The organism is Amycolatopsis iheyensis, assembly GCF_024703995.1.
Taxonomy (GTDB): domain Bacteria; phylum Actinomycetota; class Actinomycetes; order Mycobacteriales; family Pseudonocardiaceae; genus Amycolatopsis; species Amycolatopsis iheyensis.
In genome coordinates this window covers 267903-283268 of the sequence record NZ_JAMXQV010000003.1, presented here as the reverse complement: position 1 = coordinate 283268, position 15366 = coordinate 267903, and the positions used below count along the sequence as shown (strand labels likewise).

At 70.7% G+C, this 15366-nt stretch carries 18 protein-coding genes; 6 read left to right on the top strand and 12 right to left on the bottom strand.

The annotated features are described in order from the left end of the window. The first annotated feature begins 26 nt into the window (after positions 1 to 26). On the top strand, positions 27 to 662 hold the full coding sequence (gene mftR / locus M8542_RS08545) for a mycofactocin system transcriptional regulator MftR (protein ID WP_257919484.1): 636 nt from the start codon (positions 27 to 29) through the stop codon (positions 660 to 662). 4 nt (positions 663 to 666) lie between these two features. On the opposite strand, the gene M8542_RS08540 is transcribed toward mftR, so the two are convergent. Further along, positions 667 to 2274, bottom strand: coding sequence for an APC family permease (locus M8542_RS08540; protein ID WP_257919483.1), 1608 nt, complete (start codon positions 2272 to 2274; stop codon positions 667 to 669). Between the two features lie 95 nt (positions 2275 to 2369). On the opposite strand from M8542_RS08540, the gene M8542_RS08535 reads away from it, so the two are divergent. Beyond that, complete coding sequence (locus M8542_RS08535; RefSeq protein ID WP_257919482.1) at positions 2370 to 2753, top strand: RidA family protein; 384 nt, start codon at positions 2370 to 2372, stop codon at positions 2751 to 2753. A gap of 9 nt (positions 2754 to 2762) precedes the next feature. Here the strand turns inward: M8542_RS08535 and M8542_RS08530 are convergent, their stop codons facing one another. From M8542_RS08530 to M8542_RS08505, 6 genes are read right to left on the bottom strand one after another with little or no spacing between them, the layout of a single operon-like run. Further along, positions 2763 to 3527, bottom strand: coding sequence for an SDR family NAD(P)-dependent oxidoreductase (locus tag M8542_RS08530; protein WP_257919481.1), 765 nt, complete (start codon positions 3525 to 3527; stop codon positions 2763 to 2765). Then, on the bottom strand, positions 3524 to 4507 hold the full coding sequence (locus M8542_RS50295) for an ornithine carbamoyltransferase (RefSeq protein ID WP_257919480.1): 984 nt from the start codon (positions 4505 to 4507) through the stop codon (positions 3524 to 3526). The genes M8542_RS08530 and M8542_RS50295 overlap by 4 nt, the downstream gene beginning before the upstream one ends. After that, positions 4497 to 5813: an APC family permease gene (locus tag M8542_RS08520; protein WP_257919479.1), complete on the bottom strand. Its 1317-nt coding sequence runs from the start codon at positions 5811 to 5813 to the stop codon at positions 4497 to 4499. Before M8542_RS08520 ends, M8542_RS50295 begins: the two co-directional genes overlap by 11 nt. 49 nt (positions 5814 to 5862) lie before the next feature. Then, a complete protein-coding gene (locus tag M8542_RS08515) occupies positions 5863 to 6783 on the bottom strand; it encodes a methionyl-tRNA formyltransferase (protein ID WP_257919478.1) in 921 nt (306 codons plus the stop codon). Beyond that, positions 6780 to 8027: an argininosuccinate synthase gene (locus M8542_RS08510; RefSeq protein WP_257919477.1), complete on the bottom strand. Its 1248-nt coding sequence runs from the start codon at positions 8025 to 8027 to the stop codon at positions 6780 to 6782. The genes M8542_RS08515 and M8542_RS08510 overlap by 4 nt, the downstream gene beginning before the upstream one ends. Continuing rightward, positions 8024 to 8701, bottom strand: a complete 678-nt coding sequence (locus M8542_RS08505) for a HalD/BesD family halogenase (RefSeq protein WP_257919476.1) — start codon at positions 8699 to 8701, stop codon at positions 8024 to 8026. Before M8542_RS08505 ends, M8542_RS08510 begins: the two co-directional genes overlap by 4 nt. Before the next feature lie 238 nt (positions 8702 to 8939). On the opposite strand from M8542_RS08505, the gene M8542_RS08500 reads away from it, so the two are divergent. Next, entirely contained in the window at positions 8940 to 9122 is a 183-nt protein-coding gene (locus M8542_RS08500) for a hypothetical protein (RefSeq protein ID WP_257919475.1), read from the top strand. A gap of 16 nt (positions 9123 to 9138) precedes the next feature. Here M8542_RS08500 and M8542_RS08495 read toward each other — a convergent pair whose 3' ends face one another. Beyond that, positions 9139 to 9696: a DinB family protein gene (locus M8542_RS08495; RefSeq protein ID WP_257919474.1), complete on the bottom strand. Its 558-nt coding sequence runs from the start codon at positions 9694 to 9696 to the stop codon at positions 9139 to 9141. A gap of 66 nt (positions 9697 to 9762) precedes the next feature. Between M8542_RS08495 and M8542_RS08490 the strand changes: the two genes are divergently transcribed. After that, positions 9763 to 10116, top strand: coding sequence for a hypothetical protein (locus M8542_RS08490; RefSeq protein WP_257919473.1), 354 nt, complete (start codon positions 9763 to 9765; stop codon positions 10114 to 10116). Between the two features lie 7 nt (positions 10117 to 10123). Here the strand turns inward: M8542_RS08490 and M8542_RS08485 are convergent, their stop codons facing one another. Genes M8542_RS08485 through M8542_RS08470 form a run of 4 tightly spaced genes read right to left on the bottom strand, consistent with a single transcriptional unit; the run spans position 10124 to position 12915 of the window. Beyond that, positions 10124 to 10540 carry a VOC family protein gene (locus M8542_RS08485; RefSeq protein ID WP_257919472.1) on the bottom strand — a complete coding sequence of 139 codons (417 nt, stop codon included), beginning with the start codon at positions 10538 to 10540 and terminating at the stop codon, positions 10124 to 10126. 56 nt (positions 10541 to 10596) lie between these two features. After that, positions 10597 to 10956 (bottom strand): helix-turn-helix domain-containing protein, encoded by a 360-nt coding sequence (locus M8542_RS08480; protein WP_257919727.1) that lies wholly within the window; start codon positions 10954 to 10956, stop codon positions 10597 to 10599. Positions 10957 to 11008: 52 nt separating this feature from the next. Further along, positions 11009 to 11998 (bottom strand): LLM class flavin-dependent oxidoreductase, encoded by a 990-nt coding sequence (locus M8542_RS08475; RefSeq protein WP_257919471.1) that lies wholly within the window; start codon positions 11996 to 11998, stop codon positions 11009 to 11011. A 23-nt stretch (positions 11999 to 12021) separates the two neighbouring features. Continuing rightward, positions 12022 to 12915: an SMP-30/gluconolactonase/LRE family protein gene (locus M8542_RS08470; RefSeq protein ID WP_257919470.1), complete on the bottom strand. Its 894-nt coding sequence runs from the start codon at positions 12913 to 12915 to the stop codon at positions 12022 to 12024. 103 nt (positions 12916 to 13018) lie between these two features. Here M8542_RS08470 and M8542_RS08465 point away from each other — a divergent pair, with 103 nt between their 5' ends. Both M8542_RS08465 and M8542_RS08460 read left to right on the top strand, forming a co-directional pair. After that, entirely contained in the window at positions 13019 to 13696 is a 678-nt protein-coding gene (locus M8542_RS08465; protein WP_257919469.1) for a TetR/AcrR family transcriptional regulator, read from the top strand. 195 nt (positions 13697 to 13891) lie between these two features. Continuing rightward, on the top strand, positions 13892 to 15337 hold the full coding sequence (locus M8542_RS08460) for an ArnT family glycosyltransferase (protein ID WP_257919468.1): 1446 nt from the start codon (positions 13892 to 13894) through the stop codon (positions 15335 to 15337). Positions 15338 to 15366: the final 29 nt, after the last annotated feature.

The window sequence follows — 15366 nt, the reverse complement described above, 5'->3', positions numbered from 1 at the left end:
GGAAACAAGACGCGGAACGGGTGGTCATGACCGATCGGATCCCCTCGGCCGGCCGCCGCGGCCGGCCGCCGGGCACCAGCGCCCGCGAGCTGGAAGTCGTGGCGCTGCGCCTGTTCAGCGAGCGCGGCTTCCACCGGACGACGGTCGACGACATCGCCGCGGCCGCCGGGGTCAGCCGCCGGACGTTCTTCCGGTACTACGACGCGAAGTCCGACGTGCTGTGGAACGAGTTCGACAACGAGGTCCAGGCGTTGCAGAAGCTGCTCGCCGACGCCCCGGACGAGCTTCCCGTCCTCGACGCGGTGCGCGAAGCGGTGCTGGCGGCCAACCACTACCGGGCCGAGGACGTGCCGGAGCTGCGGATGCGCATGCACCTGATCAACACGGTCACGGAGCTCGGCGCGAGCGCGGTGGTCCACTACGACGCGTGGGAGCGGGCGATCAGCGCGTACGTCGGCCGGCGGACGGGCCAGCCCGCCGACTCGCTGTACCCGCTGGCGGTGGGCCGCTCGGTGCTGGCGGTCTGCCGGGCGGCCTACGAGCGCTGGTCCGCCCGCGCCGACGCCGACCTGACGGTGTACCTGGACGCGGCCCTGCGCGCGCTGGCCGCGGGCTTCACCGACGCTGTGTTCACGGACGAGCCGAAGCCACCGGTCTCCTGAGGCGTCAGGCCGCGGTCTCGGTCAGCACCGCCGCCTGGACCTCCTTCGCCGGCCGGGCCAGGCGGGTCGCCACCGTGAACACCGCCAAGCTGAACGCCACCACCACGGCCAGGTCGAGCCACTCCGGCAGGAGGTTCGTCGCGCCCTCGCCGTAGCGGCCCAGGTAGCCGATCGCCGTCAGGCCGAGCAGCCACGGCGGGATCCACAGCGCCGCGCGGACGTCGAGCGCGGGACGGCGGGCCTGCGGTGTCCGGGCGCGGGTCAGCAGGAACAGCGGCAGCCCCACCGTGATCACCAGCAACAGCTTCGCGATCACGTCGCAGCCCGACCAGTAGATGATCAGGTTCGCCGACACGAACGCGATCCTCGCGGTGAGGCCCGGCATCGGGAGCGCGTACGGCCGCGGGCGCCCGGGGTCGCGGTTCCGCAGCGCCATCAACGCCACCGGGGCGAACGCGTACATGATCGCCGTCGCCGAGGTCATCACGTTGACCAGGGACTGCCAGCTCGGGAACGGCAGGAACGCCGCCTCCCCCACCAGGAACGACAGGCCGACCGCCCACAGCGGCACGCCCGCGCGGTTCAGCTTGCCCAGCTGCCGCGGCAGCATGTCGTTGCGGCCCAAGGCATACGCCAGCCGGGCCGACGTCGCCGTGTACACCAGGCCCGTGCCCGCCGGGGAGATCACCGCGTCGGTGTAGAGCACGTAGACCAGCCAGCCCGCGCCGGCCAGGACCGCGAGTGTCGCATAGGGACCGAACGCGCCTTCGTGGATCGGGTCGCTCCAGCCGGTCGCCAGGTTCGCCGGGGCGACGCTGCCGATGAACGTGATCTCCAGCAGCGTGTAGAGGATCGCGCCCACCAGCATCGCCGTGATCACCGCGCGCGCGATGTCGCGCCGGGGGTGCCGGGCCTCGCCGCCGACCTGGATGGCCTGCTCGAACCCCAGCAACGCGAACACCACGCCGACCGGCAGCGCCGCGAACACGCCATGGGCGCCGTAGGGCGCGAACCCGCCGCCGGCGGTGAAGTTCGACAGGCGGAAGCTCAGCGGCAGCAGCACCGCGATCGTCAGCAACGGCACGGCCGTCTTCAGCAGCACGACGAACGTGTTGCTCTCCGAAACCAGCCGCACGCCGGCGACGTTGAGCACCGTGAACACCGCCATCAGGAACGTGGCCCAGCCGAACCCGCTCGCGGTCAGCGTCCCGTCGGCGTGCAGGAGGTCGAGGTGGCGTTTCACCCAATCGATGTTGTCGAGGTAGGTCAGGCTCGCCTCGACCTCGATCGGCGCGCTCGCCACCGCCTGGATCCAGCCCATCCAGCCGGCGGTGAACCCGGTCAGCGCGCCGAAGGCGAACGCGGGGAACCGCGCGGTGCCACCGGCGACCGGGTAGGCCGCGCCGAGCTCGGCGTGGACGAGCGCGAGCAGCGTCAGCATCCCCGCGGCGAGCACCCAGGAGATCAGCGACGCCGGGCCGGCGACCTGCGCCGCCTTCAGCGCGCCCAGCAGCCAGCCCGAGCCGATGATCGAGCCGAGTGACACGAACGTGAGCCCGTAGAAGCCGATCGTGCGCCGCAAGCCGTCTCGTGGTTCCGCCTGGATGCTCACTCTGGCCGCCTTTCTCCCTGCCCGTGCCCGATTCGGGTGAGCCGGGTTCCGCGCCGTACGCTGACCGCGTTGTCACCGTGTGAAAGGGAACGCTCGTGAGTGCCGAACTCCCGACCATCGACTGCCTGCCGACCGAGGACGGCGCCTACGCCGAGAGCGCCGCGGTCACGGGTGCCGCCCGGACGCTCTACATCAGCGGGCAGATTCCGACCGACCCGGACGGCTCGGCGCCCGCCGACTTCGGCCGGCAGTGCCGCAACGCGTGGGGCCGGGTGCTGGATGTGCTGGCGCGCAACGACATGCGGCCCGAGAACCTGGTCAAGGTGACCACGTTCCTGCGTGATCGCGACGACCGCGACGAGAACCGCCGGGTCCGCCAGGACGTGCTCGGGGCGCACCGCCCCGCCTTGACCGTGGTGGTCGTGGACCTCTACGAGGCCGACTGGCTGGTGGAGATCGAAGCCGTCGCGATGGCGTGACGGACGGGCTCATACCGTGCCGCCCCCGTCCACCGCGACCACCGCGCCGGTCATGAACGACGACCGCGGTCCGGCGAGGAACCCGATGACCGCGGCGATTTCGGCCGGCGTGCCGACCCGCAGCAGCGGCCGGTCGCCCGCCTCGCGCAGGAATTCGCGGTAGCCGACGCCGACCTGCCGGGCCTCGTCCTCGAGCAGCGGGGTCCGGACGTCGCCGGGCGCAACGCAGTTCACCCGGACGAGCGGTGCGTGGTCGAGGGCCATGGCCCGGGTCAGCTGGACCACACCGCCCTTGGCCGCGCAGTAGGCCGCGGCCGCGGCGCCGCCGCGCAGCCCCCACCCGGAGGCGACGTTCACGATCGCCCCGCCGCCGGCGCGGGTCATGTGCGGGATGGCGAGCCGGCAGGTCAGGAACACGGACGTGAGGTTGTCCGCGAGGCAGGCGTGCCAGTCGTCGTCGGACAGCTCCAGCACCGAGCCGCGCCGCACGCTGCCGGCCACGTTGCAGAGGATGTCGAGGCCGGCGAAGCGTTCGACGACTTCGCCGGCCATCCGGGTCACCGCCGCGGAGTCGTCCAGGCGGCACACGAACGCCTCGGCTTCGGCGTCCTGGTCGCGCAGCTGCTTGACGACGGCGGCGGCCGCGTCCTCGTCGCGGTCGACGACCGCCACCCGGGCGCCCTGGGCGGCCAGGTCTTCGCACACCGCGGCGCCGATCCCGCCGCCGCCCCCGGTGACCACCGCGACCCGGCCGCGGACGTCCCCGGTGGTCATCCCTCGCCCCGGGCCCGCTCGGAAAGCAGCCGCGCCAGCAACGCCTTCTGGACGTGCAGCCGGTTTTCGGCCTGCTGGAAGATCCGCGACCGCGGGCCGTCCTTGACGTCGGCGTCGACCTCCTCGCCGCGGTTGCTCGGCATGCAGTCCAGGAACACCGCGTCCGGCCCGGCGCGTTCCATCAGCTCCTCGGTGACGCGCCACCGCGCGGCCAGCCGCGTCCGCGCCTGCCACTCGTCCTGCCCCGCGAGCTCGAACGACTTCCAGCTCTGGACGTAGACGGCGTCGGCGCCGCTCACGGCGCCTTCGAGGTCGGTGCGCGAGACGATCTCCGCCCCGGTGCCGGCGGCGATCCGGGCGGCCTCTTCGGTGAACCGCCGGTCCAGCCCGAAGTGTTCCGGGTGGACGAACGTGAACCGCAGGCCCAGCAGCGCGCCCGCCAGCATCGAGGAGTGCAGCACGCCCGGCGTCTTCTGCCGCGACGAATACGCCCACGTGTAGACGACCCGGCGGCCCGCGAGGTCCGGGCCGAGCAGCTCGCGCAGGGTGAGCAGGTCGCCGAGGACCTGGCACGGGTGTTCGAGGTCGTCGAGCGCGTTGACGACCGGGATGTCCGCGGCGGCGGCCATGGCCTCGAGCCGGCGGTGGCCGCCGCCGTAGTCGTCCATGTCGTACCAGCGGACGACGAGCGCGTCGAGGTAGCGCGCCAGCACGCCGGCGGTGTCCTCGACGGTTTCGCGGTTGGCGAGCCGGAGCTCCTCCACGCCGTAGGTGTGGCTGTCGGCGCCCAGCTGGCTCGCGGCCACCTGGAACGACACCCGCGTGCGGGTGGAGGGCACGTTGAACAGCAGGCCCACGTTCTTGCCCGCCAGGTACCGGGTGGTGTCCTCGCCGGCCTTCATCCGCCGGGCCAGCTCGAGCACGGCGCCGATCCCGTCGGCGCCGAGGTCGGCCATCCCGAGCACGTCCTTACCGGGCACCGGTGTCCTCCTCGGGGATCGGCTCGGGCACCGCGACCACCGGGCGGGTGCGCCGGCGCAGCGCGAACTCGGCGACGAGTGCCACCACGAGCATGATCCCCGCGTACGCCACGCTCATCCCGAAGAACGGCAGCATCACGACCGTGACGGCGACGACGCCCATGGTCACGTACCGGATCGCGCCGGTGCGGATCAACCGCAGCGCCGAGACGAACGCGACGAGGAACACCAGCAGGAACGCCGCCGACGACGCCTTGATCAGCGCCGACTCGTTCGAATCCGTCAGCACGAGCAACGCCACGGCGACGCCGTACCCCGGGATGAGCGCCATCACGGCGTTCACCGGCACGCGCGACTTCGGCGAGACGTGCGCCAGCTTCGCCGGCAGGATTCCCTCGCGCGCCAGCGCGAAGATCACCCGGGACGTGCCGAGGCACCACGCGTTGGTGGTCAGCAGCATGAGCACGCCCGCGACGATCTTGCCGGTGCCGGCGATCTGCGGGCCGATGCCGATGGTGAGCAGCTGAACGAACCCCGTGAGCCCTTCCTCGCTGCCCAGCCCGGCCGGCAGCGAGACCGCGACCGCCAGCGCCATCCCGAAGTACAGGAGCCCGACGCCGGAAACCGCGTAGAGGATGGCTTTCGGGAAGGTGCGGGCCGGTTCGCGGACCTCTTCCGCGACCGGAGCCGCGTTTTCCCAGCCGATGAACCCGAAGAAGCAGATCAGCAACGCCGTCCCGAGCGAAAGCCAGCCGTCGGGCGCGATCGGCGTGAGCCGCGAGACGTCCCCCTTCGGCAGGGTCAGCGCGATCACCAGGACCAGCAGCACCGTCACGGTGCCGAGCACGATCATCTGGACCGTCGTGCTGACCTTCACCCCCAGCAGGTTCAGCGCGATGCAGGCGAGGATGATCCCGCCGCCCACCAGCAGCGAGGCCCGGTTGCTCGCGTCCGGGACGAGTGCGCCGAGCAGGTACCGGCCGGAAGCCAGCCCCAGCACCGGGTTGGCCACCAGCAGGGTGATCAGCAGGAACACCGCGGTGATCCGGCCGAACCGCGGGCCGAACGCCCGGTCGGCGAACTCCGCGACCCCCTTGGCCGTCGGGAACAGCATCGACAGCTTGGCGAAGATCAGCGCGAACGGGTAGCTGTAGACGATCAGCACCGCCCAGGCCACCAGGGACAGCGGCCCGGCGGCCGACCAGGCGAGGGACGGGATCACCAGCACACCCACGCCCATCACCGAGGTGACGTAGTGGGTGGCCAGCGCGCTCGTCCCGAGTGAGCGGTTCAACGTGGTGGGCAAGGTGCTCCTCCGGCGACCTGGTCGTAAGGGTGGTACGGCGGCACGGACGTCACTGCAGCTGGACGCCGAGCCGTTTGAACACGTGGGTGGCCGGTTCGGGTTCCTGCCCGGCCCGCTGGACCTCGAGCAGGACGATCCCGTCGGACCCGTCGGCCCAGCTGGGCCCGCACACGACGGCGACGCCGTCCTGCGCGTACTTCACGACCCGGCCCGGCGTGCCGCGGTAGGACCGCTCGGGCCGGACGGCCCGCTTGACGTAGAGCTTCTCGCCGTCGAGCAGGCACCACGCGTTGCGGAACGGGTCGCTCTGGCCGCGGACCAGGTTGACCAGCCGGGTCGTGGGCTGCGTCCAGTCGATCCGCGTGTCGGCCTCGGTGATGCGGTGGTAGAAGGTCGCGCCGGTGCCGGGCTGGGCCACCGGCTCGACCCCGCGCTCGGCGAGGTCGAGCGCGTCGAGCACCGCGCCGGGGTACTGCCGCAGGAGCTTGACGTAGACATCGCCGGCCGTGTCGTCCTCTTCGATGGGCACGACGACGGTGTGCAGCACCGGCCCGGTGTCCAGCTCGCGTTCCATCACGTGCACGCTCAGGCCGATCTCGCGTTCGCCGTTGCGGATGGCCCAGTTGACCGAGCCGAACCCGGCGTACGTCGGCAGCAGGGCGTCGTGCACGTTGAGCGGGTACCGGGTGGGGATCTCGAGGGTCAGCTCGGGCACGGTCGTCCGCCAGTTGGCGGAGACCAGCACCTCCGGCGCCGCTTCGCGCAACGCCTCCAGCACGTGGCTTTCCCCGGCGTTGCGGGCGAACAACGTCGGCAGGCCGAGCCGCTCGGTGAGCCGCACGACGTGGTCCTCGCCGAGCCCGCCGAAGTCGGGCTCGTGGGTGATGACGACGCCCACGTCGTGCTTTTCGGCCAGCGGCCCGAGGACCGTCGCGCCGATCTCGCCGTAGCCGAGGAACGCCGTTCTCACGAGACCCCCTCGACGGCGGCCAGCTCGCCGGGTTCGACGTCCGCTCCGGCGCGGCTGCCCTGGGCCAGCCGGATGCCGGTGACCCGCAGCCAGCTTTCGGCGTCCGCCTGGTCGAAGGCGGCGTGGTCGTCTTCGAAGGTGGCGAGCCGCACGTCGTAGCGGCTGAACGGCGAGGTGCGGCCGGCGACCTGCAGGCCGCCGCGGTACAGCCGCAGCGTCGCGGTGCCGGTGACCTCGCGCTGGCTGTGGTCGATGGCCGCCTGCAGCATCTCGCGCTCCGGCGCGAACCACAGGCCGCGGTAGACCAGCCGCGCGTACTTCGGGACGAACTCCTCCTTGAGCTGCGCCACTTCCGGGTCGAGCACGAGCGACTCGACCGCGCGGTGGGCGTGCCACAGCAGGGTCGCGGCGGGCGCTTCGTAGATGTTGCGGGTCCGGAACCCGAAGATCCGGTTCTCGACGACGTCGAGCCGGCCGATTCCGTGCCGGGCGCCGACTTCGCCGAGCACGCCCATCAGCGCGCCGGGCGCGAGCCGCTGCCCGTTGACCGAAACCGGGTCGCCCTCCTCGAACCCGATCTCGACGAGCTCGTGCGTGCCCGGCGCGTCCTCGGGGTCGCGGACGCGCTGCAGCAGCCCTGGCGGCGGCGGGATGGCCGGGTCCTCCAGCACCTCGCCCTCGTAGGAGGTGTGCAGCAGGTTCGAGTCGACCGAGACCGGCCGGCTGGGCCCGGCTTCGGCGACCGTGATCGCCTTGGCCGCGGCGTAGGCCAGCAGGTCGGACCGGGACTTGAAGTCCCAGTGCCGCCACGGCGCGATGACGGCCAGCTCGGGCGCCAGCGCGCGGTAGGTGAGGTCGAACCGGATCTGGTCGTTGCCCTTGCCGGTCGCGCCGTGCGCCACCGCGTCCGCGCCGAGCCGGCGGGCGAGCGCGGCCTGGCGGGCCGCGATCAGCGGGCGGCCGATCGACGAGCCCATCAGGTACTGGCCCTCGTACACGGCGTTGGCCCGGGCCATCGGGAACGCGTAGTCGCGGGCGAACTCGTCACGCAGGTCGGCGACGTGCACCTCGGAGGCGCCGTAGCGGTGCGCTTTTTCGGTGGCCTCGGCGACTTCCGCTTCGGTTTGCCCGAGGTTGGCGATGAACGCGACGACCGGGCAGGCGTACTGCTCCTGCAGCCAGACGAGGATGACGGAGGTGTCCAGGCCCCCGGAGTACGCGAGAACGATCTTCGACGGCGTCACTGCCCGCCCTCCCACAACGTGTCCATGGTTCCGTGGTCGATGTCCTTGAGCAGGTCACGCCGCGCGGCGTAGCCCATGTTGATGATCAGCCGCCGCCCGTTGTGCACGGGGTAGACGCGGTGCAGGGTCGTGTCGGTGCGCATGAAGTAGAGGTCGCCCGGGGTCAGTTCGAGGGAGTAGATGGGCTGGTTCACGAACTGGCGGTGCAGCTGCGGGTCGGCCTTGTTCCACGTCGTCCGTGGCACGCACTGCACGAAGCCGCCGTCCTCGAGCGGCGGGCAGTCGATCACCCAGACCAGCGCGAAGGAGTAGTCGTCCCAGTGCCAGCCGTGCGTGTCGCCGTCCTTGACCAATTCGGTGATGACGCACTGTTCGGGCTCATACGGACATTCGAGAACTTCTTCGCCGGCGATTTCGCCGAGGGCGGCGCGGAGTTCGGGCGAACGGTAAACGGTCGGCACCACTTCGCCGTACCGGGCGATTTCGTGCTGGCGGACGTTCCGCATCCGCCGCGGGGTGTCGCCGGTCTGCTCGAAGACCAGGTCACGGCGCACGCCGTGCTCGGTGATCAAGCGCTCGACCTCGGCGGCGACCTGCTGTTTGGTTTCGGGGGACACCAGGAACGGCGCCTTGACGAAACCGAAGTTCAGGAAGTTGTTTCGCGCTCTGAGCAACTGTCGGCGGTCCACGCGCAAATCCACGTGTTCCCCGACATCGGCCAGGAATTCATCGGTGACGAAGGCAGTAGCCATTGCGTTTTCCCCCAACGCGCCTTGCTGTCGATTCACGGCAACGGGACGGACGGGCAAAGCCGGGCCACCCGGTCTCACGACACAGAGATTCCCCCAGCCCCCCGGTCCCCCACGAACTACAGCTTCGAGGAGTTGACCACACAGCCATACCGCTGATCGAGTGAACGGCATTCCCGAAACCGCGTCACCCAGCTCGGACGATTCCGGTCAACTGACAAAAATTGGACGTTTGGTGAACCTCGATGTCACCTGCGAAATGCGTGACAATGCGATCTTATACCATGCGAATCTGCTGCTGAACGCGGGGACGACGACGCCGACATCGGGACAATATTCCACTTGAGGATTTGACCGGTAAATCATTCACGGTCGTCGCGGATATCCGCGCTCAGGCAGTGCTCGATGTCCGCGAGGTGGTGGACGACCTCGTGGGCCGCCTGGCGGACCAGCCAGCGGGCGGTGCGGTGTTCGCCCGGCAGCCGCGTCACGAGACGTGCACCGTCGGCCGGGGTCAGCCGCCCGATTTCTTCGCCGAGCCCGGCAGCACAGGCCGCCAGCTCGGCGCGCACCCCGTCGAGGGAGCGCTCGTTGTAGCGGAACCGGCGGGCACGCAGGTCGTTCAGCATCGGATCGAGCACGGGCCGGTCCTCGGTGCGGGCTCGGTGCACCCGGATCGTGGAAGTCACGCAGACGTCGCGCAGGTGGCAGAGGTACTCCAGCGCCGACCAGCGCTCCGGCGCGGGCCGGCGGCGAAGCTCCCGCGGGGACGCGGCGCCGAGCACGGCGTCCGCCGCTTCGGGCAGCGACCCGATGATCGCGCGGGCGGCGTCGAGCGTGAGCGCGGGGTACGAGAGCCCGCATTCGGCGCAGGTGTGGTCTTCCGCCGCCAGCGGCGGGACGGGCGGTCCATCGGACATGGCCCCATGGTTGCCGGACGCCACGGCGTCCGGCAACCATGCTCGCGGCCGCGTATCGTCCCGGCGGTGACACGAGTGCTGGTCGTCGGGCTCGACCCCGCCAAGCTCGAAGGCTGGGACCCGGAGCCGGTCCAGGCCGCGATCGCCCGCGGCCGGGCCCGGTTCGACGAGCACGGCATCGCGGCCGACTACTGCCTGGTCTCCCCCGGCGAGCACCCCGAACAGGCCATCGCGTCGGCGTTGGCCGGCCACGCCTACGCCTGCGTGGTGATCGGCGGCGGCATCCGGACCCACGAGCCACTGGTCGAGCTCTTCGAGCGGATCCTCGACCTGGTCCGCCGGCAGGCGCCCGCCGCGGCCATCGCGTTCAACAGCAGCCCCGAGGACTGCGTCGACGCGGCGTTGCGGTGGCTGCGCTGAGCGCTTTTCAGGAGCCGGAAAGCGGCTGGCTGAACCGGATGCTGTTGCCGAACGGGTCACGCAGGCCGCAGTCGATGCCGTACGGGCGCTCGGTCGGCTCGTCGGTGAACTCGACGCCCTTGGCCAGCAGCGTCTCGTAGGTCTTGCGGCAGTCGTCGCTTTCGAAGAACAGCGAGCCGCCCATCGCCCCCTTCGTCAGCAGGTCCCGGACCTGGTCCGCGGTCGCCTCGTCCATCCGGGGCGGGCCGGGCTTCTCCAGCAGGATCTCCCGGTCGGGCCGGCCGGGCACGTTGATCGTCAGCCACCGCATGAAGCCAAGGTCGGCGTCGGTGTGGACCTCCAGGCCGAGCTTGCCGACGTAGAAGTCGAGCGCCTCGTCCTGGTCGAGCACGAAGATCTGCGAGATCGTGATTGCGTTGAGCATGGGGGCGACGGTAATGCAGGGGCGTGCCGGGAAGCTTATCCGAAACGATCGTCCGGTCAGTCCCGCGGCCGCAGCCACGCCATGGCGAAACAGGTCGGCACGCCCGCCAGCGGGCCCCGGCGCCGGTAGGCCGTCGGCGACTCGCCGACGATGTCCCGGAACGTCCGGCTGAAGGTCCCGAGGCTGGTGAACCCGACCTCCAGGCAGATGTCGGTGACGCTCCGCTCGCCCGAGCGCAGCAGGAACATCGCGCGCTCCACCCGGCGGCGTTGCAGGTAGCGGTGCGGCGTTTCCCCGAAGGTGGCGCGGAAGGTCCGGCTGAAGTGCGGCACCGAGACGTGCGCGACCCGCGCCAGGGCCGGCACGTCCAGTGGCTTCGCGTAGTCCCGGTCCATGGTGTCGCGGGCACGCAGCATCCGGCGGTTGGTCTCCTCCCCGGCGCGGCTCACGTGCCGATCACACCACAGTTCACCCAGTCGCCGCCGAGAGGAACCGCTCGAGCTCGCCCCGGACGTCGGGCCCGGTCGGCTGGAACACGATCTCCGTGACGCCCTTGGCGGCGACGTCGGCCAGCCGGTCCCGGAGCTCTTCGCGGGTGCCGGTCATGGTCACGTCCCGCAGCATCTTGTGGCCGCCGGCCTGCCAGGCCGCCTGGTCGGCCTCCCCCAGCTCGACGCAGTGCCCGCGGTGCACGGCCAGGTGCCGCTCCGGCGCCGGCGTCCGTTCCACGACTTCGAGCCATTCCGCGCCGCCCGGGAGTTCGCGCACCGCGGCGGGGCCGCCGAACTCGTAGGCGCCGTGGTAGGCCAGCGCCCACCCGGGCCCGGCGGCCTGGCGTGCGTGCTCGGTGTCGGTGGCTTCTCCGTCGTCGAGCACCGTTCCCCAGACGAGGTACGGCACCCACGGGTACTCGGCCGCGAACTCGGGCAGCTGCAGCGTCACGTACAGCCCGTCGCCGAGCTCCCGGGCCACCCGGTGTCCCTTCGGCCCCAGTGCCCCGATCAGCACGGGGACGTCGACGGGCCGGGCGGGGGCGTGGCCGTCGGGGTGCAGCATCCGCATCCGGGCCCCTTCCCACTCGACGACCTCGCCGCGCAGGAGGCCGCGGTAGGCCCGGACGTAGGACTCCATGAAGGACCAGGTGATCGCCCGGTACCCCATGGCGCGGCGGCCGGTGAACCCGGTGCCGAAGGAGACCGCGACGCGGCCGGGCGCCAGCGCGGCGAGGGTGGCGGTCGCCGCGGCGTTGACCATCGGGTGCCGCAGGCTGGGCACCAGCACGCCGGGGCCGAGCCCGATCCGGTCGGTCCGCGCCGCGGCCAGCGCGAGGGTCATCCACACGTCGGGGCTCTGCTGCGGCGTGTCGTAGACCCACGCCCGCGCGTAGCCCAGCTCCTCGGCCACGGCGATGTGGTCCGGGGACTCCAGTGCGGTGGGAAAAGCGCAGGAGACCTCCACGAGACCCCTCCATTCCACTCGGTTCAGGGCAGGCCGGCGTGCGGGACGTCGACGTCGACCGCGAGCAGCTGCGCTTCGCGGACCGGACGGCGTTCGTGTTCGGCGAAGGAAGGTGCGGCGCAGAGATAGAGCGTCCGTCCGTCGTCGCCGCCGAGCATGCAGGCGAAGACGCCGGTGCCGGCGTCGATCTCGTCGAGGATCCGGCCGCCTTCGCCGACCCGGAGCACCCGGTTGTGGACGGCGTCGGCCACCCAGATCGCCCCCTCGGCGTCGGCGCAGATGCCGTCGGGCGCCACTTCGAGGGCCGCGACGGCCTCACCGACGTCTTCGGTCCGGGGAGTTTCCCCGAACTGCGCCCACACGCGCCGTCCGCTCAGCTCGCCGGTTTCGCCGATGTCGAAGGCGGTGAGCCGCCCGGCGAAGGTCTCGGCGACGACCAGCACCCCACCGGGGAGGATCACCATGCCGTTGGGGAACCCGAGGTCCTCGGCGGCGACGGAGACGGTGCCGTCCGGGTCGACGCGGGTGAGCGTGGTGTAGCGCAGCGGCGCGCCGCCCATGAGGTCGAACCCGAAGTTCCCCACCCAGGCGCCGCCACGCTCGTCGACGACCATGTCGTTGAGCACCCCGGAGACCACATCGGACAGATCGGCGTGCTGGTCCAGCCGCCCGGACTCGTCGCGCACGAGCAGCCGGTGGTCCCGCATCGACACGACGAGCAGCCGCCCGTCGGGCAGGAACCCGAGCCCGGAAGGCTGCCCGGGCACCTCGGCGACGACCTCGCTACGACCACGCTCGTCGATCGCGACGACCCGCTCGGTGTAGAAGTCCGAAACCCACAGCCGGCCGTCGTGCCACCGGGGACATTCGAGGTAGGAGAAGCCGTCGAGCACAACGGACGGCGCGGTCTTTCCCATCGCGGCTCTCCTCGGGTCTTCGTCGACGTTCCGTGGATCTGACTGAGCGCCCAGTTACCATGACTCCGGAACGAGGACGTGTCAAGTGGAGGGGAGCCGGGCAATGCCGGAGAAAGAGCGCCGCCGAGGCGGCGGCCGCCACCCGGCGACGGAGTTCGCGACCAAGCTCGGCCCCGAGGCGGTCCCGGACGAGTTCTGGTCGGAGCAGCCGTCCCCGGTGGCCCGCGCGTTGTTGTCGTCGGCGGTGCAGTGCTTCGCCCGCAAGGGTTTCCACGCGACGACAACCCGGGACATCACAGCGGCGGTCGGCCTGAGCCCCGGCTCGCTGTACGTGCACTTCGCCTCGAAGGAGGCGGTGCTGTTCCAGATCGCGAGGACGGGTCACGAGCAGGCGCTAGCGGCATTGACGACCCGACCGGACGACGAAGACCCACGCCGCCACATCCGAAGCTTGGTGGCGGCCCACGTGACATGGCACGCCCGCCACCACACGGTGGCGAGGGTGTGCCAGTACGAACTGGCGGCCCTGGAGCCGGAGCACCTGCAGGAGATCCTGGACCTGAGGCAGCGCTTCTCCACGATGATGCGAACAACAGTGGAGAAAGGAGCCAAGAAAGGAACATTCGACGTCCCCGACATCGACCGATCGGTAAGAGCGATCTTGTCACTGGGCGTGGATTTGGTCCGCTGGTACCGCCTGGACGGAAAGGACTCACCAGAGGCCCTGGGAGAGTCCTACGCAGAACTGGCAACCCGAATGCTGAGCACGCCTTCCGAATAGGACACAGCGCCCAGACCCCCTGCAACCCCGATCCGAAGCCAGAACACGGCCGGCGGCGCCGGGTCAAGGCATCTTTCCCGCCTTGACGCGGTGCTGCCGGCCGTAGTCACAATAAAACTTCGGGGTGCCGGCCAGGACCCCGGGAAGGAAGCCGGAGGTGCCCCCAAACCAGCCAAAAGAGAACCGCCTGATCCAATGGCTGCTGGTCGCAGCACTGCTGGCCGGAATGGCACTGGCCCACCCCTGGGCAAGCTGATCATCGCAACCGGCCTGGCCTTCACCGACACGAAACTCGACCCGGCATTCACCGGCGACCAGACCCAGCTGGGCCGCCACATCCTGTACGAGTCAGGCAACAACCCGAAAACCCTGCTGCTGGCCGCACGACTACCGGTGATCGTCCTGACCCTGCTCTTCGGCCTGGTGACATTCCTCTTCGCCCGCGACCTGACGACCCCGACGGGCGGCCTGACCGCACTGGCGCTGTACACGTTCTCCCCGGACCTCATCGCCCACGGCGCACTGGCAACCCTGGACGTACCGGTAGCGGGCTTCGTACTGACCGCGACCTGGCTGCTGTGGCGAGCCAGAGCCAACCCGGGCCGTTACGTCCCCTTGGCAGGACTGGCCCTGGGCGCAGCGGTGGCCACGAAGATGAGCGCGTTGGCAGCGGTACCGGTACTACTGATCCTGGCCGCACTCGCCACCCAGCACCGCAAAGGTCCGAAAAGGACACTCCGCGCAGCAGCGGCAGTAGCCACGGTAGCCCTGCTGGCGATCGCCGTGGTGTGGGCCGCGTACCTGACCGTGGACCCCCGACTACACTGGACAACCCCACCAGACCTGCGGCCCCAGCAAGGCCTCCGGGCACTCGCCGACGCGCTCCCGCTCCCCCGGCCGTACCTGGACGGCCTACGCGTCCAGTTCGCGCTGGAGGACCGGACCTGGAGCACATTCCTGCTGGGCACCTATCACCCGGGCCCGGTCTGGTACTACCTCCCGACGGCACTGCTGATCAAACTCCCCCTGGGAGCACTGGCACTCGGCACGGCCGGTGCGGCCACGATGCTGACGATCCGCGGCCTGCGCCCGGCGGCACCGTACGTCCTGCTCCCCGCGGTGGTGCTCCTGGCGACAGCGATGACCAGCACCCGCGACCTGGGCGTCCGCTACGCGATCTTCGTCCCGATGTTCCTGGCGGTAGCGGCGGGAACACTTGTCCTCATCCGCTCGAGATGGACGCACCTCGCCGTAGCAGCCCTGGTCGTCTTCGCGGCGATCAGCTCACTACGGACATTCCCCTACTACCTGACGTACTCGAACGAAGCATTCGGCGGCCCATCACGAACCCACCTCAGCCTCCACGACTCGAACGTCGACTGGGGCCAGGACCTGGCCCGGCTGGCCGACCGCTACCCCGGTGAGAAGATCTGGCTGGTCTACAAGGGAAGCGGAGTGCCATCGGCCTACGGGATCACCGCGACCGACCCCCGCGACGTCCCCCCGGCCCAGGTCCACGGACTGCTCGCCGTGTCGGACTCGGCGATCGCCAAAGCGGACGAACGCCTGACGACACTGATCTCGACGAGCACCCCGATCGACGACGTCGGCCACTCCATCACGATCTACCGAAGGCCGTAGTCCCTCGGAAGAGCTACCCCGATTGCTCC

Excerpts from the sequence above, each read along its gene's own strand:
- mftR (WP_257919484.1), top strand. The coding sequence starts at position 27 with ATGACCGATCGGATCCCCTCGGCCGGCCGCCGCGGCCGGCCGCCGGGC.
- M8542_RS08530 (WP_257919481.1), bottom strand. The coding sequence starts at position 3,527 with ATGACCACCGGGGACGTCCGCGGCCGGGTCGCGGTGGTCACCGGGGGC.
- M8542_RS08495 (WP_257919474.1), bottom strand. The coding sequence starts at position 9,696 with ATGTCCGATGGACCGCCCGTCCCGCCGCTGGCGGCGGAAGACCACACC.
- M8542_RS08485 (WP_257919472.1), bottom strand. The coding sequence starts at position 10,540 with ATGCTCAACGCAATCACGATCTCGCAGATCTTCGTGCTCGACCAGGAC.
- M8542_RS08480 (WP_257919727.1), bottom strand. The coding sequence starts at position 10,956 with ATGCTGCGTGCCCGCGACACCATGGACCGGGACTACGCGAAGCCACTG.
- M8542_RS08470 (WP_257919470.1), bottom strand. The coding sequence starts at position 12,915 with ATGGGAAAGACCGCGCCGTCCGTTGTGCTCGACGGCTTCTCCTACCTC.
- M8542_RS08465 (WP_257919469.1), top strand. The coding sequence starts at position 13,019 with ATGCCGGAGAAAGAGCGCCGCCGAGGCGGCGGCCGCCACCCGGCGACG.
- M8542_RS08460 (WP_257919468.1), top strand. The coding sequence starts at position 13,892 with ATGGCTGCTGGTCGCAGCACTGCTGGCCGGAATGGCACTGGCCCACCC.